Origin of the sequence: Phytopseudomonas daroniae (assembly GCF_004327275.1) — a bacterium.
In the GTDB taxonomy this organism is placed as follows: Bacteria; Pseudomonadota; Gammaproteobacteria; order Pseudomonadales; family Pseudomonadaceae; genus Aquipseudomonas; species Aquipseudomonas daroniae.
In genome coordinates this window covers 451,209-475,189 of sequence record NZ_QJUJ01000003.1, presented here as the reverse complement: position 1 = coordinate 475,189, position 23,981 = coordinate 451,209, and the positions used below count along the sequence as shown (strand labels likewise).

Sequence of the window (23,981 nt, the reverse complement as noted above, 5' to 3'; positions counted from 1 at the left end):
CGGCGTTCTGACTTAGTTCCATGAGGTTAGCGGCTGTGCGGACTATCGGACGAAGGGACAGACGTGGCTTATCCTGCCGAGCGACCGTCCTACCCGGCGCTGCCTGCTCCAACCGCTGCCGGCTGTTCCCATGGAGATTCCCGAAAATGCGTTCCCTCCCCCCCTTCGCCATGCGCCCGCGCCATCTGCTGACGGCCAGCCTGCTGACCTGTGCGGCGCTTCCCGTCGCCCATGCCGAGAGCACGCCGGGGGCCCTGCAGCTGGAGGGCGTACTGGTTTTCGATCAACCGTTGACCGAGCAGCAAGCGGCGCAGGAACGGCTGAGGCATATTCCAGGTGGCAGCAACCTGGTGGACATGGAGCGGATCGCCGAGGGCCGAGTCGCCGGTAACCAGGATGTGCTGGCCTACCAGCCCGGCGTCTACGCGCAGTCGCCGGGCAACGAGGGGCTAAAGGTTTCCGTGCGCGGCTCGGGGATCAATCGCGGCCCAGGCGCTCACGCCTCGGGCATGCACGTGATGCTCGACGGCCTGCCACTGACCGGCTCGGGCGGCACCCCTTACGAATTGCTCGAACCTCTGTGGCTGAGCCGCGCCGAGGTGCTGCGCGGGGCCAACGGCTTCGACCGTGGTTCCCTGGCACTAGGCGGCGCCGTGGACTACATCACCCGCACCGGGCGCGATGCGGCCAAGCTGCAACTGCGCTACGAAGCCGGCAGCCATGGCTACCAGAAACGCAGCATCAGCTCCGGTCAGGCGCTGGGAGACTTCGATTACTACATCAACCTCACCGACAATCGCTACGACGGTTATCAGGATCATGCCTCGGGTAAAGGCAAGGGCGTGGCGGCCAATGTCGGCTACCGCCTCAACGAAAATCTGGAAACGCGTTTCTACCTGCGCTACCGGGAGACCGAGCACGATACGCCCGGGCGGCTGACCAAGGCGCAGATCAAGGACAACCCACGCCAGGCCAATGCCGGAAACCTTCGAATCAATGCCCGCCGCGACCAACCGGGCAGCACCTGGCTGGCCAACAAGACCACCCTGCGCCTGGACGACGACAGCAAGCTGGAAGTGGGCCTGGCCTATCACGACTACCCGATGGATATCCGCGAGAGCGACTACCGCGTGCGCGTCGCCTACCGCGATATCAGCGGCAGCCTCGCCTACAGCCGTGAACACTCATTGTTCGGCCTGAACAGCAACAGCACCATCGGCCTGCGCACCACCAGTAACCTGCCCAGCACCAAATCCCGGGAAACGGCGCATATGCCGCTCAATGTTCCAGCAGGTGCGCCGACCGCCAGTTATCCATCCGGCACCCTGATGCGCGATTACATCCACCAGGGCTCGGACAACGTGCTGCACGCCAGCAACGAAACCGAGCTGGTGCCCGATCTGTGGCTGACCACCGGTTTGGCGCTGATCTATACCCGCCGTCAGGTCGAGGTGACCTGGCCGGCCACCGACGACACGCTCAGCGAACACACCTGGGACTACGCGCCGCGCATCGGCCTGCGCTATCAGCTCAACCCTGAGGTGCAGCTGTACGGCAATATCAGCCGCTCGGTCGAGCCGCCCCACGCCTGGTCTATGATCTGGAGTTCACCACTGCGTTTCCCGGCCAGCAACCAGCCGTACAGTGCTCGCCAGCGCGCGCCGATCTCGATGGATAACCAGACCGCCACCACCTTCGAAGTTGGCGGACGCGGCGACTCCGTGCTGGGTCAGTGGGATGTGGCCTATTACTATTCGCTGGTACGTCATGAGCTGCTAACAGTAGAAATCACGCCCGGCGTTCCTCCTTCCGAATCCAACGCCAGCCCCACCATTCACCAGGGCATCGAGCTCGGCCTCGACAGCCCGTTGTGGCAAGGCGGCGCTGCCGGTGACCTGGCCCTGCGCCAGGCCTATACCTTCAGCGATTTTCACTACCGCGACGACGACACCTACGGCGACAACCGCCTGCCGGGCCTGCCGCGCCACTACTATCAGGCCGAGCTGCGCTACAGCCACCCGAGCGGTTTCTACGCCGGGCTCAATACTCAATACGCCTCCAAGGTGGCGGTGGATTACGCCAACTCCTATTACGCCGATGCCTACGCCATTTTCGGCGCGACTCTGGGTTACGCCTCGCCGAAACAGGACTGGCAGACCTGGCTGGATCTGCGCAACCTGACCGACAAGCGCTACGCCGCCACGGTCACGCCGGGCTATGACGACAAAGGCGTGGACATTGCCCGTTCCACGCCGGGCGATGGTTTCGGGGCTTTCCTCGGGGTTTCCTACAGTTTCAATTGACGAACAAACGGCGGGGTAAATCGATGCATAGCCGCTGCCAACAGCGGCTATGCATCGGTTGGTTTCAGATCGCCTCACACAGCAACGCCCAGCTCATGCTCGCCAATCGCACGCATGACTCCAACAGGATGGGCAGAGCCTCTGCATCACTCCACCGCATACCCCAGCTTGCGCGGCAGCCACAGGGCGATTTCCGGGAAGACCGCCACCAGCACCAGCGCACTGCCCATGATCACCACGAACAACAGTGCCCAGCCGACCGTCTGCTCCAGCCTGATCTTCGCCACTTCGGTGGTCACCAGCAGGTTGACCGCCACTGGAGGCGTGAACTGACCGATGGCGATATTCATCGCCATCAGGATGCCGAACCACACCGGGTTCCAGCCGAAGTGCTGCATCACCGGGATCAGGATCGGCATCAGGATCAGGTAGATGGAAATGGCGTCCAGCAACATGCCCACCAGCAACACCGCCAGCATCACCAGAATCAGCAGCATGGTGCCGTTGTCCGACAGCGAAATCATCCACTCGGCCAGATGGCGGAAGGTGCCGAGCATGGTGCCGGCCCAGGCGAAGATACCGGCCAGGGCGATGATCAGCATGACCACGCCGGAAATCACCGCCGCCTCGCCACACAGTCGCCACAGGCTGCGCCAGTCCAACTCGCGAGTGATGAACAGGCCCACCAGGATGCCATAGGCCACCGCCGTCACCGCTGCTTCGGTCGGGGTGAACAGGCCGCTGCGCAGGCCGCCGAGGATCAGGATCGGCGCGAACAGCGCCGGCAGCGCATCCTTGAAACTCGCCCACAGCGGCGGGCGCTCTTCGCCCTGGGGCGCCTCCCAGCCGTAGCGGCGCGAGATCAGCCACACCGGCAACAACAGCGTCAGGCCGGCGAGGATGCCGGGGAACAGGCCGGCAGCGAACAGCGCACGCAGATCCACCCCGGGCACCACGATGGAATACAAGATCAACGCGATCGACGGCGGGATCAGAATCGCAGTCGAGGCCGACGCAGCGATCACCGTCGCCGAGAACGGCTTGGGATAACCGGCTTTGGTCATGCTCGGCAGCATCACCATGGCCACGGCCGCGGCATCCGCCGGGCCCGAGCCGCTCATGCCGCCCATGATCATGCATACCAGTACGGCGACCATGGCCAGGCCACCGTGGCGCGGGCCGATCACGGCCTGGGCGAAACGCACCAGCCGTATCGCCACGCCAGCCTTCTCGAACACCAGGCCGGTAAGAATGAACAGCGGGATGGCGATCAGCGGGTACTTGGCCACGCTGTTATAGGTATTGGTGCCAAGGGTCGCGAGCATATCCGGCGAAAGCCCGGCGACGATGCCGATGGCACCGGACAGGCCCAGTGCGAAAGCCACCGGCACGCCCAGCGCCAGCAAGGCTAGAAAACTGACGATCAGCCAGAGATCAGGGCTCATCGCTGATCCTCCCGCGCAGGCGATCCAGGGTCATCTGGGTCAGGCGCAGCAGCATGAACAGGCTCAACAGCGGCAGCCAGACCACGTACCACCAGTTCGGCAGGCCCATGCCCGGCGACTCGGATTCCCACTGAAACTCTTCCCAGGCGAACTGCCCGCCGTACCAGCTGACCAGGCCCAACACCAGCACACCGGCCAGCCACTGCAGCCAGACCAGCGGCATGCGCAGGCGCGGGAACAGCTGTTCGATCATGCTGATGCGGATGTGGCCGTTACGGCGCAGCGCCACCGAGGCGCCGGCAAAGGTCAGCACCACCAGCAGAAATACCGAGAGTTCCTCGGTGAAAGCGAACGACACATTGGTGAAATAGCGCACCACCACGTTGGCCAGGCTGATCACAGCGATCAGTGCCAACGCCAGGGTGGCCAGCACGCGCTCGATGGGCGCGTCCGGTTTCTTGCTCATGACAACCTCGAACGAACGGGAGCCGACCGGTTCCCGATAAAACAGCTAGCAGGCCGTTGAAGAACCTAGGCAGTTCCTCAACGGCCTCCTAGGGATCAGGGCCGGGCGATGGCGTTCTGCGCCGCTTCCATCAGCTCGTTGCCGATACGCGGTGCCCACTTTTCATGCACGCTGCGGGTGGCGTCGGCAAAAGCCTGATGTTCGCTCTCGCTCAGTTCGGTCACCTCCACGCCGCGCTCGCGGATATCTGCCAGGCGCTTTACTTCCGCCTCGCGCGACAGCGCCACTTCCCACTCGCCGGCATCACGGGCGGCCTGCGCCAGCAGCTCACGATCAGCCTCCGGCAGGCTGCTCCAGATACGCTGATTGACGGCGAAGATGAGCGGATCGGCCATGTAGTTCCACTGGGTCAGGTACTTCTGCCCGGCCTGGTCGATACGCGCCACATCGAATACCGACAGTGGGTTCTCCTGGCCATCCACCGCACCAGTCGTCAGCGCCGGCTTGGCATCCGCCCAGCTCATCTGCGTGGGGTTGGCGCCCAGCGTGGAGAAGGTGTCCTGGAACAGCGGCGAGCCGACTACACGAATTTTCAGGCCCTTGAGATCAGCGGGGGTGCGTACCGACTTGACCGAGTTGGAGAGTTGGCGGAAACCGTTCTCGCCCCAGGCCAGAGGGATGATGCCGCGCTTCTCGATGGCGGCGAAGGCCAGCTTGCCGGCTTCACCTTTGGTGATGGCATCCAGGTCGGCGTTGCTCTGCATCAGGAACGGCAGGGAAAACAGGTTGAGTTCCGGCACCTGCGGCGACCAGTTGATGGTCGAGCCCACGGCCATGTCGATCAGGCCGGAGCGCATGGCGGAGAACTCCTTGGTCTGGTCGCCGGTGATCAGTTGCGCATTGGGATACACACGCAGGGTGATGCGCCCTTCGGAGCGTTCGTTGACCAGATCGGCCCACTTCTGCGCCGCCTGCCCCCAGGGAAAGGCATCGGACAGCACGGTGGACACGGAGTATTCACGCGCCTGCGCAGCTGAACCTGCACAGAGCGCGGCAGTAGCGGCCATGGCCGCGAAAAAGCCAGTGAGTTTCATCATGCATCCTTGAGTGGATCGTGGTTCTAGTTGTTTTACACGCAGCGCGCCAGCCATGGCCGGGCAGCGCAGATCCAGCGGCGAGCGGATGGTTCGCCTGGGGTGCCGGGGTTGGCACGGGGAGAAAGACACCGAAGTGCCGGAGCGGTGGTTTTCGTCTTGTGAACGGCAGACCGCAGCCTGACGGGTAGCGTCAGGTGACCAACTATCCCAGAAGCTCGGCCTGCGTGCCATCGGCAGGTGTCGTACAACGATGAATCAGACTCTGATCGTGGCGCTCACGAGGGGCGGCTGCGCACATGGTCGATGGCCAGGTTGCGGCCAATGCGCAAGATGAAGGTGCGCAGGTAGGTTTCCTGGGTCAGGTCGGCAGCGGCTTCGGTTGCCGCTGCGCCCTATGCTGCTCAGCCCTCCACGCCAACAACGACGGCCCTCAGAAGTCCAGGGTTGCCGACACCTTCAAGGTACGCGGCTCACCCTGGGTGAGGTAGCCACCATTAGTGGAGGCCCAGTAGGCCTTGTCGGCCACGTTTTCCAGGCCGGCACGCAGAGTGAGCTGACGTTCTTCGTCCAGTTTCATCGCGTAACGCGCGCCAAGATCCACTCGCGTCCAGGCCGGAATGCTCAGGGTATTGGCCGAGTCGAAGTACTGACCGCCAGTGCGCAGCAACAGCCCGTTTACACTCAGGCCCGACACGCCAGGCACGTCCCAGTCGGCACTGACGTTGTATTGGAACTCAGGCACGCCGACGGCACTATTGCCGTCGTTGGCACCTCCAGCGGTACCGCGAAGATCGGTATCCACCAAGGTACCACCGGCCAATACGCGCAGGCCCGGCAAGGGCTCACCGAACAGATTCAACTCTATGCCGCGGTTACGCTGTTCGGCGTCCACGCTAAACGTGCCGTTCTGAGTCACGCCCTGGGGTTGCTCGATGCGATAGACGCCCAGGCTGCCACCAAAAGTGCCCCAATCCAGTTTGACGCCTGCCTCGATCTGCTTGGTACGATACGGCGCGAACATTGTGCCGCTATTGCTTGCCGCAGCAGGCGCGGTCGGCCCCTGCTGAAGGGATTCGATGCGGTTGGCATACAGCGACACCACATCGGTCGCCTTGAACACCAGGCCATAGGCCGGCGTGGTGATGCTGTCCTCATAGTTGGCGGTGCGTGCTCCACTGGCGGCATTCCAGGCATCGGCACCGATGGACTGGCGCCGTAGCCCCAATGTCAGCAGCAGCCGATCATCGAAGAAACCCAGGGTGTCGGAAATAGCCAGACTGCGAGTTATCACCTTGGCCGTTTTGCTCGGATCGTGCAGATCACCGCTGACACTCGCGACCGGTTCACCCACGGGCAGCGGATCGTAGAGATTGCCAGGCAAGCGGTTATCGACCGTGGTCGACTCGAAGGCATTGCGCTTTTCCTGCCAAAGGCCGTTCATTGCGACATTGAGCTGGTGACTGACCGAACCGGTTTGCAGGCTGCCACGCAATCCAGCCACGCTGCTGAAGGTTTCCTGATCGAGTGGCGAATACAAGCGGCCAATCTGCCCACGCCCATCCTGAGACGCGACATACACCGAGGAGTACACGCCATTTTCCCGGGTGTACTTGCCGCCGCCAGCGAGGTAGGCCGTCCAGTTGTCGCTCAGGTCGTATTCGGCATTGAACATGCCATAGGTGTCTTCCAACTGCGACCAGCTCCAGGGCTGGGAATAGTTGGCATCGGAATCCGGCACCTTGGGTACCTTGCCGCCCAGCCCCGCAGGCGTCAGATAGACCACCGAGCGACCTTCATTGATACGCTGCTTCTGGTAGCCGAAATCGGTCGACAGGCGCAGACGCTCACCGCGGTAATCCAGGCCGACAGCGGCAAGGCTGAAATGCGAATACTCACCGTCGACCGCCGTTTCACCCTCGCGCTTGGCCAGATTGACGCGGGCGCCAAAACGATTGTCTTCGCCAAAGCGACGCCCCAGATCCACATGCCCACCTGTGCGCGAGCCACTCGCGTAATCGAGGGTGATACTGCGAGCGGGCGTATCCTCGGCATGCTTCGAGACGACGTTGATCGCGCCACCAACCCCGCTACCGCCCGGCGCAACACCGTTGAGAAAAGCGTTGGCCCCCTTGAACACTTCGACACGCTCGACGGCCTCGGTGGAAATGATCTGCCGCGGCAGAATGCCGTACAGGCCGTTGAAGGCGATATCGTCGGTGTACAACTGGAAACCGCGTACCACGAACACCTGTGAGAAGTTGCCGAAGCCATTGGACTGACGGATTGCCGGATCGCTGGCCAGCACCTCGCCCAGGCTCCTGGCCTGGCGGTTGCGGATCAATTCACTGGTGTAACTGGCAGCGCTGAACGGCACATCCTGCATGTCCTGATTGCCCAGCATGCCGATGCGCGCACCGCGGGCGACCTGACCACCGGCGTATTCCACCGGCAGGTCGAGACGGCCGTCGGCCTGGCCGCTGACGGTAGTGGCACCCAGTTCCAGGGAGTCGGCGCCCTGGCTGAGCGGCACCAGGGTCACGGTGCCCTGGGGATCGATCTGGTAGCTGAGACCACTGCCCTGCAGCAACATCTGCAGGCCTTCGGCAACCGAGTAGTCGCCCTTCAATGCTGGCGCCTGACGATCACCCTGGGTCAGGCTGGCATCGTAGAGCAGACGCACATTGGCCTGCTCGGCAAAATCGGTCAGGGCGGCATCGAGGCGCTGGGCCGGGAGATCGAACTCCAGCGCCGACGCGGTCGTGGCAGCGAGCAGCAGGTGGGCGGCAGCCAGTGCCTGGAAAAGAGGAGAACGCGTCATGCGCATGCTGGGTTTCCTGTGTTCTGCCAAAGGTCATGCGAAAAAGTCGCATTTGCAGAAGCGGAAGACGAAACGCCAGTGCGTTTCTGAACCAGCAGCGAAATTATTTTTCAACGTTGCCAGCCGCCATCGCCGCTAAAACGCGCGGCACACCGGCAGGAGCGCCCCGTTGCCCAGGCTCTCAGTTCCGGCTTACCAGCAGCAATCCGGGCAGTCGCAGCAGACGCACCGGCAGATTGATTTCGATGGCGCGCAGCACCGCCTGCGGGTCGTCATGGGCGAATACGCCGGTCACCTTCAGGTCACGCACGCTCTGGTCGAGAAAGATCACCCGCTGACTCTGGCTGCGCTCAAGTTCGGCGAACACCTCGCTCAGCGGCTGCGCACGAAACACCAGCTTGCCGCGTTGCCAGGCCAATTGCTGACGGGCATCGAGGGGTTGTACCTGCTGCAAGCGGTTCCCGCTCCAGCGCACCTGCTGATCGGCCTCTACCGGTTGCGGTTGTCCGTGAGCATCGCTGGCCTGCACCTGCCCTTCGGTCACCGCCAATACGACCTGACGGCCGTCGTAGTCGACATCGAAACGGGTACCGGTGACGCGAATACGCGCCGGCCCTGCCTCGACGAAGAACGGCCGATTGGCATCCTTGGCCACCTGGAAATCCGCTTCACCGCGATACAGACGAATGTCCCGGCGCCCTTCGCTGATGCTCCAGTCCAGCGCGGTAGCACCATTGAGCGTCAGGATCGAGCCGTCCTCCAGCTCGATGGTGCGCACCTCTCCCGGAGCGGTCGCCAGGTCGGCGTACCAGCCCAGCCAGGTGCCCTGGGGCAACCACAGCGCCAGTAGCAGCAGCGCGGCGCTGGCCAGCGGCACCGCCCAGCGCAGTTGCCGGCCACGGCGCAATGGCCGGATCACGGCAGCCGAGGTGACGGTTTCGCTCGCAGCGGGCTGCTCGCCGAGTTGGCCAAGCAAGGCCCACAGCCTGTCCACCTCGCTGGCGGCCTGCTCGTGGGCCGGCGAAGTACAGCGCCATGCGGCGGCAGCGACACGGTCGGCAGCACTGGCGCGACCGGAATGCAGCAGTACCTGCCACGCTCGGGCCTGGGCGAGGAGCGAAGAATCGGTGGTCACGACATCAAGTCCATTTTCTGCTGACACTGTTCCAGAGCCTTGAGGATATAGCGCCCAGCCATGCTTTCGGAAACCCCGAGGCGCTGGCCGATTTCCTTCTGGGTCAGACCGTCGAGGCGGTTCCACAGCAACGCCTGACGCAAATGGGGTGGCAGATCCTGAAGAATATCCTGCAGGCGAGCAAGCTGTTGACCATCACCGACGATCTGCTCAGGCCCCGGCTGATCCGATTCCAGCTCGGCGGACACACTCTCCTGCAGCGGCCGCGCCTGTTGCTGGCGACGGTGGTCGATGATCAGGTTACGAGCGATGCGATAAAGGAAGGCACGCAGATTTTCCACCTCCCCTGTGCCACGCCGCTGAAAGCGCAGCCAGGTTTCCTGCCGCAAGTCCGCCGCCAGCTCGTCGCACTTCACCTGGCGGGTGAAGAAGCGCAGCAATTCGCCCGCATGGCGCTGGAACTGACCTTCCTGGGCATCGGAGTCATGGGACGGGCGCACTCGGGAATCTCGTGCAGGGGAAAGGGTTGCGAACATATATCCGTTGATAATTATTTTCAATAAAAGGCGACCAGCGTCTCACCGCCGACCTCCACGCTCGCCATACCGGCGCAAGGCAGCATCGGCGCTGCACTGTCCCCTATAATGCGCAGCCCCGATGGAGCCCCGCATGTTTCGTGATGCCTGGAGCCACGCGCCGACCCACCGCAAGGTATGGGCGCTGGCTGCACCGATGATCCTCTCCAACCTGTCCGTGCCGCTGGTGGCGCTGGTCGATACGGCCGTGGTCGGCCACCTGCCTCACGCCCATCAACTGGGCGCCGTGGCGGTGGGCAGCAGCCTGTATATCCTGATCGTCGGGCTGCTCGGCTTTCTGCGCATGGGCACCACTGGCTTCGCCGCTCAGGCGTGTGGCCGGGGCGATGGGGGCGCATTGCGCCAGGTGCTGGTGCAGGGCCTGCTGCTCGCCGCGCTGCTGGCGTTGACACTCGGCGCGCTGGCAGTGCCCTTCAGTGGTTTCGCCCTGGGGCTGATGAATCCGTCGGCCGAACTCGACGCCCTGACCCGCGAATTCCTGCATACCCGTCTGCTCGGCCTGCCGGCTGCGCTGGCCAACTATGCGCTGATCGGCTGGCTGCTTGGCGCACAGAATGCCCGCGCGCCGCTAGTGATGCTGCTGGTCACCAACCTGCTGAACATCGTGCTGTCGCTGTGGTTCGTGCTGGGTCTGGACTGGGAAGTCGTCGGTGCTGCTCGCGCGGCTGTGCTGGCCGAATGGGGCGGCCTGCTGGTCGGCCTGGCGCTGACCCGTGGCGCTCTGCGCCGCCACCCTGGCAGCACGCAATGGTCGGCGATGGGCAAGTGGCAAAGCTGGAGCGCGCTACTGGGGGTCAATCGCGATATTTTCCTGCGCTCCCTGGCGCTACAGGCGGTATTCCTGCTGATCACCATCCAGGGCGCACGCCTGGGCGACGCCACGGTGGCGGCCAACGCGCTGCTGCTCAATGGCCTGCTGGTGACCGCCTATGCGCTGGATGGACTGGCCCATGCGGTCGAAGCACTTTGCGGCCATGCCATCGGCGCGCGCGATCGCCTGGCACTCAGGCGCAGCCTGATCGTTGCCGGCCTCTGGTCGCTGTTGGCCAGCCTGGTCTTCGCGCTGTTCTTTGGCGCGGGCGGCCACCTGTTCGTCAACCTGCAGACGAACATTCCCGTGGTGCGCGAAACAGCCTTGCAGTATCTGCCCTACCTCGCTCTGCTGCCGCTGTTCGCGGTCTGGAGCTACCTGCTCGACGGCCTGTTCATCGGCGCCACCCGCGCCCGGGAGATGCGCAATGCCATGCTCGTGGCTCTGGCCATCGGCCTGCCGGTCGCCCTGATCCTGCAAGGCTTCGGCAACCATGGCCTGTGGATCGCCTTTCTGGCCTTCATGGCACTGCGCGGCCTGACCCTCGGCGCGCTGGCCTGGCAGCTGGCGCGCCGCGACCTGTGGCTCACGGCACGCAACACTGATTGCCAGGTGTAGGATGATTCGGGCCGCGCAGGTGAAACCCATCGGAAATTGATGGGTTTCACCCATCCTACGAACTGCAGTACGGCGCTCAAGGCACCAGCGGCAGTTCGCGCTTGTGCTGGGTCTTGTCGTAAGTCTGCACGATGGCCTGGTAAGCCGATTCGCTGACCGGCTTGCCTTGCAGGAAGGCATCGATGTCCTCGTAGCTGACGCCATGCACGTGCTCGTCAGGGATGCCGGGGCGCTCGTCTTCCAGATCCGCCGTCGGTACTTTCGAGAATACGGCAGCCGGCGCACCGAGGCGTTCGGCAATCTGCCGCACCTGGCCTTTGACCAGGCCGCTCAACGGCGCCAGGTCACAGGCGCCATCACCGAACTTGGTAAAGAAGCCCATCACCGCTTCGGCGGCATGGTCGGTACCGATGACCAGGCCGTTGCGGACATTGGCCACGGTGTATTGGGCCAGCATGCGCATCCGTGCCTTGGTGTTACCCAGCACGAAATCGCGACGCGATGAGGCCAGTCCACTCAACTCGCCGACCTGCCCGGCCAGGCCCGCTACTGCCGGGGCGATATCGATGGTCAGCACTTCGTCTGCCGCGATGAAGGTCAGCGCCGCCTGGGCATCGACCTCGTCGTGCTGCACGTTGTGCGGCAGGCGGATGGCGACGAAGCGGTAGCTCTGATCCTGTTTTTCGCTACGCAGTTGCTCTACCGCGAGCTGCGCCAGGCGTCCAGCGGTGGACGAATCCACACCGCCGCTGATACCCAGCACCAGCGCCTTGGTGTGCGAGGCGATCAGGGTGTCCTTGATGAAGGCGATGCGCCGGGCGATCTCGGCGTCCACATCGGCCTCCGAGGCGAACGGGGCGATGACGCCCAGGGCGGTGGCGATTTCGGCTTGTCGATTGCTCATGGTGTCTCTCCCTTAGTCAGTTGGCTTCGAGGCGGAAAACATGCTTCAGGTAAGTCACGAAGTTGGGGTCGCGGCACTGGGTCTTGCCGGGGGTGTCGGAGATTTTCGCCACCGGCTGGCCGTTGCAGTCGATCATCTTTATCACGATGTTCATCGGCTCGACACCGGGGATGTCGCAGGTCAGGTTGGTACCGATACCGAAGCTGACATGGATGCGATCATGCAGCGTGCGATACAGTTCCAGGGCTTTGGGCATCGTCAGACCGTCGGAGAAGATCAGCGTCTTGCTCTGCGGATCTATTCCCAGTTCCTCGTAGTGCGCGATGGCCTTTTCGGCCCACTGCAGAGGGTCACCGGAGTCGTGGCGCAAGCCGTCGAACAGCTTGGCGAAATACAGATCGAAGTCCTCGAGAAAGCTGGACATACCGATGGTGTCGGTCAGGGCGATCCCGAGCAGACCGCGGTATTCCTTGACCCAGCATTCCAGCGCGGCCTTCTGGCTGTCGATCAGGCGTGGCCCAAGCTGCTGATGCGCCATGAACCATTCGTGGGCCATGGTGCCGATCGGCTTGAGGTCGTATTCGCGGGCCAGATGCACGTTGCTGGTACCCACGAAGCGGCCAGGGAAATCGCGCTTGAGGATGTGCACCACCTCTTCCTGCACGCGGTAGGAAAAGCGCCGGCGCGTGCCGAAATCAGCCAACTGGAAACCCGCCAGTTCATCGGCCGAAGCTTCGCCCTTGAGCCAGTCGAGCTTCTCGTAGAGCCGCTCGCGCACCTGCTCGATCACCACTTCGCGGTAACGGTAGCGGTTGCGTACTTCCGAGACGATGGCCAGCAGCGGGATCTCGTAGAGGATCACGTGCAGCCACGGCCCACGCACACGGATCGCCAGTTGCCCGGCGGCATCGGTGCCGACGTGTACATAGCGCATGTTGAAGCGGAACAGGCTGAGAAAGCGGATGAAGTCGGCCTTGATGAAGGGAATCTTCTCCAGGTAGGCCAGTTGATCCGGGGTGATCGAGGTGTTGACCAGTTGTTCGATCTGATAACGAATCTCCGCCAGGTAAGGCGTCAGATCCTCGTCGCTGCGGCAACGGAACTCCCACTCCACTTCGGCGTTGGGATAGTTGTGCAGCACCGCCTGCATCATGGTCAGTTTGTAGAAGTCGGTGTCCAGCAGGTTCTGGATGATGCTGGGGGCGAATACGCTCTCACTCATGGTCACTCTCCTCGAGGCGGGCCAGCTCGCTGTCGAGCGCTCCGCTGTCGGCGCAGATGATGATGCCCTGCGCGCGCATCTGGTCGATGGCTTGCGTTGCGCCGGCTTCGGAAATGGCCCGGCACGCCGGAAGATACAGCAACACCTGGAAGCCGGCGCCGCGCAATTGCAGCGCGGTGTTCTGTACGCAGAAGTCCAGGGCCAGGCCACCGACCACCACGACATCCACGCCAGCGACCTTCAGGTATTCGATGACACCCGTGCTGCGCTTGCCGGCCAGGTCGTGGAAGCACGCGCCGTATGGGTGCAGATCGGGCTCGACGCCCTTCCAGACGAAGAAATCGTAGTCGATCGGCGCCGGTAGCTCGTCCAGTAGCTCGAAACCTGGCGTGCCTGGCACGCAGTGGCTGACCCAGGTCAGGTCGGCGTTGGCATGGATCAGCGGCTGCAGCATCTGGGCATGGTTTTCCACCACCCAGATGGCGTTGCGGGCGTGGGCGTCCTTGCTGCCCAGACGCAGGGTGCCACGATGCGCCATGTCGTTGAGCGGCGCGGCGATCTCATGGCCGCCGGCCACTGGCAGTTCATCGGGGCAGAGGCTGGTGAAGCCTTTCTGCGCATCGACATCGAACGTGGCGATCTTCATCTGACACCTCCTGCTTGTGGAGCCGCATCGCTGCGGAGTGGACACATATTCCACCAGGTGTATTATATCTGTCAACACCTGCCCACAAGGAGATTCACGATGCCGCCGTCATCACTCCAGACCTTCGCCGCCGATAACCACGAGCCCGCGTCGCAGCGCTTCGCCATGGCTGTTTACGGTGGCGCGTTCGACCCGCCACACGCGGGCCATGCCAGTGTCATCCAGCGCGCGCTGGACGTAGCGGATCGGGTAGTGGTGGTGCCCAGTTACCGGCATGCCGATGCCAAGCGCATGGCGGACTTCGAACTGCGCTGCGCCTGGGTCGAGCGACTGGCCGCGCGCTTCGACGAACGCGTGCTGTGCTCCACCGTGGAGCGTGAACTGGGCGCCGACGGCCAGGTGATCTACAGCTACGACCTGATGCGCCGTCTGGCACGGGATCATGCCCTGCCGCCGCAGCGCCTGGCGCTGGTGATCGGTGAGGATAACCTCCCCCGGCTGACCACCTTCCACCGTGCGGCGGAGTTGCGCCAGCAATTCGGCCTGCTGGTGGCGAACGAGGAGATGACCGTGCACAGCAGCGCGATTCGCGCGATGATCGCCAGCGGACAGGCGATTCCAGAGGCCTGGCAATTGCCGGAAATCCAGGCCGAATTGACGATTTACAGGAGGGCGATGTGAGTTCTGCGGAAGTACTGGCGAGTGTCGATTTGATCGCCCTGCGCATTGACGCCGAAAGCCGGCAACTGCACCTGCTGCTGCACCGCCGCGAACGTGAGCCCTTCATCGGGCAATGGGCGTTGCCAGGGGTGATCGTCAATGGCAGCACCCGCGACGCGAACCTGGAGGCAGCCGCCCACCGCGTGCTGCGCGACAAGGCCCAGGTTGTGCCACGGCACCTGGAGCAGGTCGGCACCGAGGGCAGCGCCAGCCGCGATCCACGCGGCTGGTCGATGAGCACCTATTACCTGGCCCTGCTGGCGCCGGATACCGAGACGGCCGATGATGGCCTGCGTTTCGTGCCTCTCGATGAGGTGCTGGATGGGCGCATCGCCCTGCCCTTCGACCACAGGGATCTGGCGCGCCTGAGCCTGGAACGCCTGGCCGGCAAAGCGGTGTATACCAGCCTGCCGCTGTACCTGGCGCCAGCGCGCTTCAGCGTGCTCGATGCCTTGAACGCAGCCCAGGCCTGCCTGGGCACGACGATCAACAACACGTCGCTGCGCAAGCGCCTGGAGCGGATGAAGGACGCCGGCTGGATTCGCGACACTGGCGAAAAGAACTTCCCGAAAATGGGCCGGCCCCAACAGTTGTGGCAACTGACCGAGCAGGCCGACGGCGTGTTCGTCTTCGACCGCAGCCTGCTGGCGGATCGCGCAGGTATTTGATATTGCTGCTCGGAGCGGCTGCGATGCTGCTGATATGAAGGGCAGCAGAAAGGCGGTAGCGGACGCTCGGTGACCCGCGCTGAACCATGGATCACGGCCTTCGGCCCCGGATTACGCCTGCTGCTAATCCAGGCTACGTTCTGGGGATGACACCCGCGTAGGTTGGATTAGCCCGTAGGATGGGTGAAACCCATCAATTTCCGATGGGTTTCACCCATCCTACGACCGTCCGCTTCCGCCTTTTAGCATCCGCGCACTACTGGCGCATGCCTATCGCCAGACGATTGAACGCGTTCATCAGCGAGATGGCGAAGGTCAGGTCGCTGATCTGCGCATCGTCGAAATGCGCCTTGAGCGGCTCGAACACTTCGTCCGGCGCATGAGTCTGCGCCACGTCGGTCAGCGCTTCGGCCCAGGCCAGGGCGGCACGCTCGGCGTCGCTGAACTGCGTGCTGACGCGCCAGCCGGCCAGGCTGTCCAGCTTGGTTTCTGCGCTTCCGCCCTGGCGCAGGGCCTTGGCGTGCATTTCCAGGCAGAAGGCGCAGCCGTTGATCTGCGAGATGCGCAGGTAGACCAGCTCGATCAGCGGCAGCCCCAGGCTGCTGGCAACCAGGGCATTCTTGGTAGTCAGCAGGCCTTTGTAGGCTTCCGGCGACAGTTGGCTGTAAGGCATGCGCAAGGTGCTCATGAGGCGATCTCCGTGGAGAGGTTGAGAGGAAAATATGCAGTTCGTTCCAGTTGCGTCAGCGCGCTATCCAACGCGGCACTCGCCGATTCGGCACCGTGCGCCAGACCCTGCAGGTGGACGAACTCGACCTGGGTGATGCCCAGCGTACTCAGCACATGGCGCAAATAGGCGGTGAGGAAATCCGGCTGACGTGCCCGCTCGCCCTGGTAGAAACCGCCAGCACTGACCAGCACCAGGGTCGGGCGATCCTGCAGCAGGCCGACTTTGCCCTGAGGCGTGGCGGCGAAACTGCGGTGGATGCGCAATACATAATCGATCCACAGCTTGAGCGCGGCCGGCACGCAGAAATTGTGCATCGGCGTGGCGATGATCAGGCAATCGCTGGCTTCCAGTTCAGCGATCAATGCCTCGGAGCAGGCGAAGGCGGGATCATCGAAGGGTGCCGAACCGGTCAGCGCCGACACGTACTCGACGCTCAGCGGCGGTAGCGGCTCACCTGCCAAATCACGCTCGATCACCTCGGCCGCGGGCCAGCGCCGGGCCACCAACTGACGGGCCAGCCGACTGCCGCTGGCGTTCTGCCGGTGCGGGCTGCATTCGAGCAACAGGATATGCTTCATGCGCGAACTCCCTTGAGCGATTGAACGAAGTGCATGCCGCGAGCCAGCAAGCCCTGTCGAAAATAGAAGCGCTGGGCCAGGGCATTGCCCAAACCGGTATCCAGAACCAGATGGGCATACCCCATATCGGTCGCCTCGGCGCGCACCGCCTCGATCAGCTGTTGGCCGACGCCGCTACGCTGCTCATCGGCGCGGGTGACCAGATCGTCGATATATACGAAGCGCCCGTAGAGGGTGTTTTCCTGCAGCCGGTAACCGGCCAGTGCGACCACCTCATCACCTCGCCAGGCGGCGAGCAGACGGTAGCCCTGATCGGCCTGGCGCAGCACCTGACGGACGAATGCCTGAGCGTCTTCGAGATGGGGACGGAGTTCACGCATGACCGGGAAACAGCCAAGGCATTGAACCTCGTCTTCCACGGCACGAAGGGTGATAGGGCTAGACATGTTGGCGTCCTCGAGAAGAGATGGACGCTACTTTAAAGCGGTGATGGCTCTGCCTATAGAGCCAAGATTGGTAAAAGCCACTGATCCATTAGTGAGATCCGGCAAACATGGCATTGCAAGACGACTACAGGTTGCAGGAGGCGCGGGACGCCTGGCCTTGCCGGCGATTGGCAACGCAATTTGCAGAACTGCCACCAGCGCATCGCTGGCAAGCGAAGTCGCGACGGTGTTCACGCGACCCCGTAGAAGCCGCGCCCTCGCGGCGATGCGTGACCATGACGCGGTTTCGCGGCATGGCCACAACCTCACCACCTCAAGGGCGGCGCTCCCATGGCTCAGCGGTTCTCAGTACGACAGGTACGAGGAGCGTGTCAGGCCCAGACGCAGGGCATCGAGGAACTGGGTACGCTCGCGCACGGTGATCCTGGCGCTGGCCACCTTGTCGCGGTAGTGGGTCATCAGCTCCTCGGGCGACAGGTGCACGTAGCGCAGCATGTCCTCGATGGTGTCGTGGGTTTCGATACCGGCGTGGTAGATGCTGCCGTCCTGGTTCTGGTAGATGTTCACCGAATCGGTGTCACCGAACAGGTTGTGCATGTCGCCGAGAATTTCCTGGTAGGCACCGACCAGGAAGATGCCCAGCACGTAGTCCTCGCCGTCGCGCAGCTCGTGCACCGGCAGGCTGGTCTCGATGGACTGCTCGTCGACGTACTGGTTGATCTTGCCGTCCGAGTCGCAGGTCAGATCCTGCAGCACGGCGCGGCGCAGCGGTTCTTCATCCAGGCGATTGAGCGGCAGGATCGGCAGGATCTGGCCGATGGCCCAGGTATCCGGCAGGCTCTGGAATACCGAAAAGTTGCAGATGTACTTGTCGGCCAGCTTGTCGTTGAGTTCGTCGAGCACCTGACGATGGGAGCGCTGGCGGGCCTTGAGCTGGTTGTACAGGCGGCGGCAGATGGCGAAGTAGCATTGCTCGGCCAGGGCCTTCTGCGGCAGATCGAGCTTGCCGGCGGAATACTGCGCAGCCACTTCGCTGACATAGTGGGTGGCGCGCCAGTAGGTTTCGGCGACCATTTCCGGGTCGCTGTCGTCGAGCAGGTCGATCAGTACCTGCAGCACTTCCGGGCGTTCCTGACCTGGATCGATGACGGGCACGTCATCGTTGTGACGCTCGACATCGGTCACCTGCACCAGCAGCACCGCATGGTGCGCGGTCATTGCCCGGCCGCTTTCCGAGAAGATGTGCGGGTGCGGGATTTCCTGGCGGTCGCAGAACTCCTTGAGCATGTCGACCACAGCGTCGGCGTAGTCTTCCATGTCGTAGTTGATGGAGCTGGCGTTGCGCGAGTGGGTGCCGTCGTAGTCCACCCCGAGGCCGCCGCCGACGTCGATGTGGTCGACCGGCAGGCCGAGCGCGCGCAGCTCACCGTAATAACGGATGGCTTCACGGAAGCCCTTGCGGTAGTCGGCGATGTTGGCGATCTGCGAGCCCATATGGAAATGCAGCAGACGGATGCCCTGATCCAGACCGGCCTTGCGGAAGCGCTCGACCACCGACAGCAGTTGCGCCGCCGACAGGCCGAACTTGGATTTCTCGCCACCGGTGTCGGCCCACTTGGAGGACGCCAGGGACGACAGGCGCACGCGCAGGCCGATTTGCGGTGCGACCTTGAGCTCCGCCGCCTCCTCGATCACCAAGGCGACTTCCGATTCCTTCTCGATCACGATGAACACGTTATGGCCGAGTTTCTGGCCGATCAGCGCAAGGCGGATGAACTCGCGATCCTTGTAACCGTTGCAGACGATGGTGCCACCCTTCGGCGCCAAGGCCAGCACGGCCAGCAGCTCCGGCTTGGAACCGGCTTCCAGACCGATGGAGACGTTCTCGGTGGCGATGATGTTTTCCACCACCGCTTCCTGCTGATTGACCTTGATCGGGTACAGCGCGGTGTAGCGATTGCCGTATTCCAGGCGCGCGATACTGGCGTCGAAGGCGCCGGTCAGCTTGCGCACGCGATCCTGCAGAATGTCCGGAAAGCGCACCAGCAAGGGCAGCGACAGGCCGCTCTGGCGCAGCTCGGCAACCTGTTCAAAGAGGTCGATGGGCGTGCTATCCGGCCCGTTGGGACGTACTTCGACGCGGCCCGCATCGTTGATCGAGAAATAACCCGCGCCCCAATGGCGGATGCCATAGACACTGCGGCTGTCGGCCACTGTCCATTGGCTTCCATCGTCCTTGCGTGTGCGTCGTGCGGCCATCGAGGTTTCCCCTGTAGCGAATGGGCTGATGCGGTCGAATAAGGTCGACCGAGCATAGAGCCTGGAAATGACGATTGCTCGGCAGTGGACTGGCCGAGCCATCGGTAAGTTTAGAAAGTTGCCTTTCCAGGCTGTGTGAAAACTACTGCGCTCGGTCATGCAGCGTTAAAAACCGGCTCAAAATGCTCATTTACAGCTCGTAAACTGCGCTTTTTCGCCGTTTTTTGCCTTGCCTGACCTTCGCTCGCTACGTTTTCACACAACCTGCTCGGCGGCAATCAGCCGCCGGATTTCTTGGCCTTGAAACCGCGTTTGAGCAGCTCGGCGAGCAGCAACTCCACGTGGTCACCCTGGATCTCGATCACCCCGTCCTTCAGAGAGCCGCCACAACCGCAGCGCTTCTTCAGCACCGATGCCAGCTCCTTGAGCGGCTCTTCGGCCAGCGGCACGCCGCTGATGGTGGTCACCGTCTTGCCACCGCGGCCTTTGGTCTCGCGGCGCACCCGGGCAATGCCATCGCCTTCCGGGATGGCCGTGCCCGAGCAGGTGCAGGCATCCACTGGCTGCCCACAATCAGGACAATGTCGCCCGGCGTCAGTGGAATACACCAGGCCACCGAGACCGGCGAATGAGGAGGTTTTCTTGGCCACCGCGTTTTTCCTCAGTGGATTGGCGAAGCGGCGCAGTTTAACGACAAAGCCGAGCCATGCTAAGAACCCAAATGCGCCATGGCCTGACGAATTGGCGACCGGCTGGTTCGATCAGGACGGGGAACTCGCCAGGTAAAGCTGCAGCGCCTGCAACGAATCCGGGCAATAGTCCCTGTGTCCGCTGTCCTGCAAGACCGCCTGGAGACTGATGAAGCGAGCGCTCGACACTTCTTCCGGCTGCAGAACCAGCGGCGCATCGGACACGGCGGAGAACACCGCGCCCCATAGCTGATTGTCCGCCCGGGCGAAACGAAAGCGCCCATGTTCACGCAGCGCAACCCCGAAGATCCCCAGTTCCTCAGCCAGCTCGCGAGCTGCCGAAGTGGCGTAATCCTCCCCCGCCGCCACCATGCCGCCCGCGGCCACGTCCCAGTAACCGGGGTAGATCGCCTTGCTCAGGGTGCGTTGGTGCACGCACAACTCACCAAGGCTGTTGAATAGCAGAATGAAGGTACCCCGGCCGATCAGACCACGGGCACGCAGCTCGGCACGGGGCAATTGGCCGAGCAGGCGATCCTGTTCGTCGACCCAGGCAACCAGTTCGGCGTCCGAGGCGGCGCGATGCGCCACCTCTGCGGCACTGATCGACATGCCTCAGCCCTGGGACAGCAGCTGACGCAGGTCGATCACCGCGGCGTTGGCACGCGAGATGTAGTTGGCCATGACCAGCGAGTGGTTGGCGAGGATGCCGTAACCACTGCCATTGAGCACCATGGGGCTCCACAGGGTGGCCTGGGCCGCCTCCAACTCACGGATGATCTGCCGTACGCTGACGGTGGCGTTCTTCTTCGCCAGCACATCGGCGAAGTCCACCTCGACGGCACGCAGCAGATGCGACAGTGCCCAGGCCTGACCGCGCGCTTCGTAGAACACGTTGTCGATCTGCAGCCACGGCGTTTCGTAGGCGCGCTCGGTGACTTCCGGCACTTCGCCCTGTCCCAGCTGATCGGCCTCGGTGACTTCGGTATTCAGGCGTACCTGGCCAACGCTGGCCGACAGCCGCTGCGACAGCGAGCCGAGGCGGGTGGCGACATCGCCGAACCAGTTGTTCAGGTTGTCGGCACGGGTATAGAAGCGCGCACCGCTCTGGCCAGGTTCGGACAGACGAGCCAGGTAGCGATCCAGGGATTTGAGGCCCTCGCGATACTCCGATTCGGCGGCCGGCAGCGCCCAGCTGCGATGGTCGAAGTTGAAACGCGGCTCGGCCCGGGCCAGATCGCCATCCTCGGTCGACTGCGACTGCGAACGGGCGAAGTCCTTGCGCAATGCACGGGAGAAATCACGCACCTGCACCAGCACGCCGTATTCCCAGCTCGGCATGTTGTCGAGCCACAGGCCCGGCGGAGCCAGATCGTTGGACAGATAACCGCCCGGCTTGTCGAGCAGGGTCTCGGCGACCTGCTTGAGCGTTTCCACCGTGGTGTAACCGCTGACCACCTGGCGCTGGCTGCTTTCGGCTGCCGCCTGCACGCGCTGCTGCACCGGGAACATGTCCGGCTCCTGACTCCAGTACCAGCCGACGATCAGCGCCACCAGCAGGTAAATACCCAGCAAGCCGGCAATGATCCCGCCGAGCCGACCTCCGGTGCGACGGCGTGATCCAACTGATGCGCCATCGTCAGCACTGTGCGTGCCAGAGGTGCGGTTCTTCCAATCGAGCATGGCGATTATCCTTTGATCTGCGACATACAGGGCTTCGACCACAGGGCGGTAGCAGGGTTGCGCTAATACTTGCGATCCAGCGAGTCCGTTATCGAGCCTACGCCGTTCACTATAAGGGAAGGCTGCCCCGCTGCGCAGCGTGACAACCTGTTCACGACGTGACAGTGGATGACAGGCTCCGGAACCATCACCTTGCCGGCCGGTCGGCATAAGGCTGCCTGGGCACCATCCCCCGGCGTGCGGGACGATTCACAGCATTGAGGGCAAAGGAATGGCAAAATAATCATCCGGTGATAGCATGGCGCCACCACTCGGTAGCGATTCGCCGCCACACGCAGATTAAAGGCCAAATGACCGAGCACGAAGATCCCAGCCGCGACCGGCTCAAGCAGCATTTTGCCCAGCGCGTCATCCACCAGGCCCGCCAGGTTCTGGAAGTCTGGCAGCGCCTGCAGCGCGCCGAATGGAACGACGCCGGCATGCAGGAGCTGCACGAGGCGGCGCAACTGCTGCAGCGCTATGCCGAGCGCTTCGATCAGACCGAGCACCGTGACCTGGCTCAGCGCATCGTCGCCTGCCTGAGCGCTGTGGTTGCCAACCGCGGGCGCCTCAACAGCGAGGTGATCAGCGAGCTCAATCAACAGATGCAGCGCCTGTCGCGTACCGGCCTGCGCCATGGCGACCGCTTCGAACAGACCGCCCTGCCGCCACTGCGCAAACCGGTTTATCTGGCCCTGCAACACCTGGAGCGCGCCGAGCGCCTGGCTCAGCAGCTGGAGTTCTTCGGCATGAACGCCCTGCCGCTGGACACCGCCAACGCCTTTCGCGCCGCCATGCTCGAACGCCACCCGGCGGCCATCCTCATGGAAATCGACTTTGCCGGCAGGGGCAACGGCCTGCTTCTGGCCCAAGGCGTACAGGAAGGGCTGCAGGAAAAAATCCCGCTGTTGTTCTACAGCCATGAAGACACCGACACCCCGACCCGCCTGGCCGCCGTGCGCGCCGGCGGCCGCGAGTTCTTCACCGGGACGCTGGACGCTTCCAGCCTGCTGGAACGCATCGAGGTGCTGACTCATGTCGCCCAGTACGAGCCCTATCGCGTGCTGATCGTCGATGACTCTCGTGCCCAGGCCACCCATACCGAGCGAGTGCTGAACAGTGCCGGCATCGTCACCCGCACCCTTACCGAACCGATCCAGGCCATGGCCGAACTGGCCGAGTTCCAGCCGGATCTGATCATCCTCGACATGTACATGCCCGCCTGTAGCGGCACCGAGCTGGCCAAGGTGATTCGCCACAACGACCGCTATGTCAGCGTGCCGATCATCTACCTGTCCGCCGAGGACGACCTCGACAAGCAGCTCGACGCCATGAGCGAAGGCGGCGACGACTTCCTCACCAAACCGATCAAGCCGCGCCACCTGATCGCCACCGTGCGCAACCGCGCCGACCGTGCACGCAACCTCAAGGCGCGCATGGTGCGCGACAGCCTCACCGGTCTGTTCAACCACACCCACACCCTGCAGTTGCTCGAAGATGCCCGTTTCCGTGCCCAGCGCGACGGACAACCGTTGAGCTTCGCCATGCTCGATATCGACTTCTTCAAGAAGGTCAATGACAACTATGGCCACCCCATGGGCGACCGGGTGATCAAGAGCCTGGCGCTATTTCTCAAGCAGCGGCTGCGCAAGAGCGACTGCATCGGCCGTTATGGCGGTGAGGAATTCGCCGTGGTGATGCCCAACACTGACGCACGCACGGCCGCCAAAGTGCTCGACGAAGTGCGCAGACGCTTCGCCGAAATCCATTACCCCGCACAGCCCCAGGATCTCAGTTGCACATTTAGCTGTGGCATCGCCGAACTGCGCGACGGCCTGGACAACAAGCACCTGTCACAGCGTGCTGACGAGGCGCTGTACCGCGCCAAGAATGGCGGCCGCAATCGTGTCGAGGTCTACGGCTGAGGTAACGGATCCGTCCTCAACAAGGCGGTAGCGGCCCTTCGTAGGGTGGATCGGGGCGCGTAGCTGACGCTCTACCTACGCGGCCCGACCCGTCCACCACTCCGCAATCGCAATGGTGGACAAAAAGAGCGTTGTCCACCCTACGGCCTGGCTTGATTCCCACAGCGTCATACCACTGTCATG

At 63.2% G+C, this 23,981-nt stretch carries 21 protein-coding genes; 5 read left to right on the top strand and 16 right to left on the bottom strand.

The features are described from left to right. Nucleotides 1–146 precede the first annotated feature (146 nt). Nucleotides 147–2,303 carry a TonB-dependent receptor family protein gene (locus tag DNK10_RS10145; protein ID WP_131191460.1) on the top strand — a complete coding sequence of 719 codons (2,157 nt, stop codon included), beginning with the start codon at nucleotides 147–149 and terminating at the stop codon, nucleotides 2,301–2,303. A 146-nt stretch (nucleotides 2,304–2,449) separates the two neighbouring features. Here the strand turns inward: DNK10_RS10145 and DNK10_RS10140 are convergent, their stop codons facing one another. The 6 genes from DNK10_RS10140 to DNK10_RS10110 form a co-directional block, all read right to left on the bottom strand. After that, a complete protein-coding gene (locus tag DNK10_RS10140) occupies nucleotides 2,450–3,748 on the bottom strand; it encodes a TRAP transporter large permease (RefSeq protein ID WP_131191459.1) in 1,299 nt (432 codons plus the stop codon). Beyond that, entirely contained in the window at nucleotides 3,738–4,214 is a 477-nt protein-coding gene (locus DNK10_RS10135) for a TRAP transporter small permease (RefSeq protein ID WP_131191458.1), read from the bottom strand. The genes DNK10_RS10140 and DNK10_RS10135 overlap by 11 nt, the downstream gene beginning before the upstream one ends. A 95-nt stretch (nucleotides 4,215–4,309) precedes the next feature. Next, nucleotides 4,310–5,308: a DctP family TRAP transporter solute-binding subunit gene (locus DNK10_RS10130; RefSeq protein ID WP_131191457.1), complete on the bottom strand. Its 999-nt coding sequence runs from the start codon at nucleotides 5,306–5,308 to the stop codon at nucleotides 4,310–4,312. Nucleotides 5,309–5,741: 433 nt separating this feature from the next. Further along, the gene (locus tag DNK10_RS10120) at nucleotides 5,742–8,135 is read right to left on the bottom strand and encodes a TonB-dependent receptor (RefSeq protein WP_131191456.1); all 2,394 of its coding nucleotides are present in this window, start codon (nucleotides 8,133–8,135) and stop codon (nucleotides 5,742–5,744) included. Nucleotides 8,136–8,310: 175 nt separating this feature from the next. After that, nucleotides 8,311–9,264, bottom strand: coding sequence for a FecR family protein (locus DNK10_RS10115; RefSeq protein ID WP_131191455.1), 954 nt, complete (start codon nucleotides 9,262–9,264; stop codon nucleotides 8,311–8,313). Next, nucleotides 9,261–9,764: an RNA polymerase sigma factor gene (locus DNK10_RS10110; RefSeq protein ID WP_242674678.1), complete on the bottom strand. Its 504-nt coding sequence runs from the start codon at nucleotides 9,762–9,764 to the stop codon at nucleotides 9,261–9,263. The genes DNK10_RS10115 and DNK10_RS10110 overlap by 4 nt, the downstream gene beginning before the upstream one ends. Before the next feature lie 169 nt (nucleotides 9,765–9,933). On the opposite strand from DNK10_RS10110, the gene DNK10_RS10105 reads away from it, so the two are divergent. Further along, nucleotides 9,934–11,289, top strand: coding sequence for an MATE family efflux transporter (locus tag DNK10_RS10105; protein ID WP_131191453.1), 1,356 nt, complete (start codon nucleotides 9,934–9,936; stop codon nucleotides 11,287–11,289). Nucleotides 11,290–11,365: 76 nt separating this feature from the next. Here the strand turns inward: DNK10_RS10105 and nadE are convergent, their stop codons facing one another. The 3 genes from nadE to DNK10_RS10090 are packed head-to-tail and all read right to left on the bottom strand — an operon-like array spanning nucleotide 11,366 to nucleotide 14,061. Continuing rightward, a complete protein-coding gene (gene nadE / locus DNK10_RS10100) occupies nucleotides 11,366–12,193 on the bottom strand; it encodes an ammonia-dependent NAD(+) synthetase (RefSeq protein ID WP_131191452.1) in 828 nt (275 codons plus the stop codon). A 16-nt stretch (nucleotides 12,194–12,209) separates the two neighbouring features. Then, nucleotides 12,210–13,415, bottom strand: coding sequence for a nicotinate phosphoribosyltransferase (pncB, locus tag DNK10_RS10095; protein WP_131191451.1), 1,206 nt, complete (start codon nucleotides 13,413–13,415; stop codon nucleotides 12,210–12,212). Then, entirely contained in the window at nucleotides 13,408–14,061 is a 654-nt protein-coding gene (locus DNK10_RS10090; RefSeq protein ID WP_131191450.1) for an isochorismatase family protein, read from the bottom strand. The genes pncB and DNK10_RS10090 overlap by 8 nt, the downstream gene beginning before the upstream one ends. A gap of 99 nt (nucleotides 14,062–14,160) precedes the next feature. Here DNK10_RS10090 and DNK10_RS10085 point away from each other — a divergent pair, with 99 nt between their 5' ends. Continuing rightward, nucleotides 14,161–14,742 (top strand): adenylyltransferase/cytidyltransferase family protein, encoded by a 582-nt coding sequence (locus DNK10_RS10085; RefSeq protein ID WP_131191449.1) that lies wholly within the window; start codon nucleotides 14,161–14,163, stop codon nucleotides 14,740–14,742. Beyond that, nucleotides 14,739–15,449 (top strand): NUDIX hydrolase, encoded by a 711-nt coding sequence (locus tag DNK10_RS10080; protein ID WP_131191448.1) that lies wholly within the window; start codon nucleotides 14,739–14,741, stop codon nucleotides 15,447–15,449. The genes DNK10_RS10085 and DNK10_RS10080 overlap by 4 nt, the downstream gene beginning before the upstream one ends. A 256-nt stretch (nucleotides 15,450–15,705) precedes the next feature. Here DNK10_RS10080 and DNK10_RS10075 read toward each other — a convergent pair whose 3' ends face one another. From DNK10_RS10075 to DNK10_RS10045, 7 genes are all read right to left on the bottom strand, one after another. Next, nucleotides 15,706–16,137 (bottom strand): carboxymuconolactone decarboxylase family protein, encoded by a 432-nt coding sequence (locus tag DNK10_RS10075; protein ID WP_131191447.1) that lies wholly within the window; start codon nucleotides 16,135–16,137, stop codon nucleotides 15,706–15,708. Next, nucleotides 16,134–16,757, bottom strand: coding sequence for an FMN-dependent NADH-azoreductase (locus DNK10_RS10070; RefSeq protein WP_131191446.1), 624 nt, complete (start codon nucleotides 16,755–16,757; stop codon nucleotides 16,134–16,136). The genes DNK10_RS10075 and DNK10_RS10070 overlap by 4 nt, the downstream gene beginning before the upstream one ends. Further along, entirely contained in the window at nucleotides 16,754–17,203 is a 450-nt protein-coding gene (locus DNK10_RS10065; RefSeq protein ID WP_131191445.1) for a GNAT family N-acetyltransferase, read from the bottom strand. The genes DNK10_RS10070 and DNK10_RS10065 overlap by 4 nt, the downstream gene beginning before the upstream one ends. A 345-nt stretch (nucleotides 17,204–17,548) precedes the next feature. Beyond that, the gene (gene speA, locus DNK10_RS10060) at nucleotides 17,549–19,462 is read right to left on the bottom strand and encodes an arginine decarboxylase (protein ID WP_131191444.1); all 1,914 of its coding nucleotides are present in this window, start codon (nucleotides 19,460–19,462) and stop codon (nucleotides 17,549–17,551) included. A gap of 278 nt (nucleotides 19,463–19,740) precedes the next feature. Further along, on the bottom strand, nucleotides 19,741–20,112 hold the full coding sequence (locus DNK10_RS10055) for a translation initiation factor Sui1 (RefSeq protein WP_131191443.1): 372 nt from the start codon (nucleotides 20,110–20,112) through the stop codon (nucleotides 19,741–19,743). 111 nt (nucleotides 20,113–20,223) lie between these two features. Then, nucleotides 20,224–20,763, bottom strand: a complete 540-nt coding sequence (locus tag DNK10_RS10050) for an NUDIX hydrolase (protein WP_131191442.1) — start codon at nucleotides 20,761–20,763, stop codon at nucleotides 20,224–20,226. A gap of 3 nt (nucleotides 20,764–20,766) precedes the next feature. After that, complete coding sequence (locus tag DNK10_RS10045) at nucleotides 20,767–21,834, bottom strand: DUF2333 family protein (RefSeq protein ID WP_131180925.1); 1,068 nt, start codon at nucleotides 21,832–21,834, stop codon at nucleotides 20,767–20,769. Nucleotides 21,835–22,184: 350 nt separating this feature from the next. Between DNK10_RS10045 and DNK10_RS10040 the strand changes: the two genes are divergently transcribed. Then, a complete protein-coding gene (locus DNK10_RS10040) occupies nucleotides 22,185–23,798 on the top strand; it encodes a diguanylate cyclase (RefSeq protein WP_131191441.1) in 1,614 nt (537 codons plus the stop codon). The last annotated feature ends 183 nt before the right edge of the window (nucleotides 23,799–23,981 follow it).

Coding starts and splice junctions, on each gene's coding strand:
- DNK10_RS10145 (WP_131191460.1), top strand. CDS start 147: ATGCGTTCCCTCCCCCCCTTCGCCATGCGCCCGCGCCATCTGCTGACG.
- DNK10_RS10140 (WP_131191459.1), bottom strand. CDS start 3,748: ATGAGCCCTGATCTCTGGCTGATCGTCAGTTTTCTAGCCTTGCTGGCG.
- DNK10_RS10135 (WP_131191458.1), bottom strand. CDS start 4,214: ATGAGCAAGAAACCGGACGCGCCCATCGAGCGCGTGCTGGCCACCCTG.
- DNK10_RS10130 (WP_131191457.1), bottom strand. CDS start 5,308: ATGAAACTCACTGGCTTTTTCGCGGCCATGGCCGCTACTGCCGCGCTC.
- DNK10_RS10120 (WP_131191456.1), bottom strand. CDS start 8,135: ATGCGCATGACGCGTTCTCCTCTTTTCCAGGCACTGGCTGCCGCCCAC.
- DNK10_RS10105 (WP_131191453.1), top strand. CDS start 9,934: ATGTTTCGTGATGCCTGGAGCCACGCGCCGACCCACCGCAAGGTATGG.
- nadE (WP_131191452.1), bottom strand. CDS start 12,193: ATGAGCAATCGACAAGCCGAAATCGCCACCGCCCTGGGCGTCATCGCC.
- pncB (WP_131191451.1), bottom strand. CDS start 13,415: ATGAGTGAGAGCGTATTCGCCCCCAGCATCATCCAGAACCTGCTGGAC.
- DNK10_RS10090 (WP_131191450.1), bottom strand. CDS start 14,061: ATGAAGATCGCCACGTTCGATGTCGATGCGCAGAAAGGCTTCACCAGC.
- DNK10_RS10085 (WP_131191449.1), top strand. CDS start 14,161: ATGCCGCCGTCATCACTCCAGACCTTCGCCGCCGATAACCACGAGCCC.
- DNK10_RS10075 (WP_131191447.1), bottom strand. CDS start 16,137: ATGAGCACCTTGCGCATGCCTTACAGCCAACTGTCGCCGGAAGCCTAC.
- DNK10_RS10070 (WP_131191446.1), bottom strand. CDS start 16,757: ATGAAGCATATCCTGTTGCTCGAATGCAGCCCGCACCGGCAGAACGCC.
- DNK10_RS10065 (WP_131191445.1), bottom strand. CDS start 17,203: ATGTCTAGCCCTATCACCCTTCGTGCCGTGGAAGACGAGGTTCAATGC.
- speA (WP_131191444.1), bottom strand. CDS start 19,462: ATGGCCGCACGACGCACACGCAAGGACGATGGAAGCCAATGGACAGTG.
- DNK10_RS10050 (WP_131191442.1), bottom strand. CDS start 20,763: ATGTCGATCAGTGCCGCAGAGGTGGCGCATCGCGCCGCCTCGGACGCC.
- DNK10_RS10045 (WP_131180925.1), bottom strand. CDS start 21,834: ATGCTCGATTGGAAGAACCGCACCTCTGGCACGCACAGTGCTGACGAT.
- DNK10_RS10040 (WP_131191441.1), top strand. CDS start 22,185: ATGACCGAGCACGAAGATCCCAGCCGCGACCGGCTCAAGCAGCATTTT.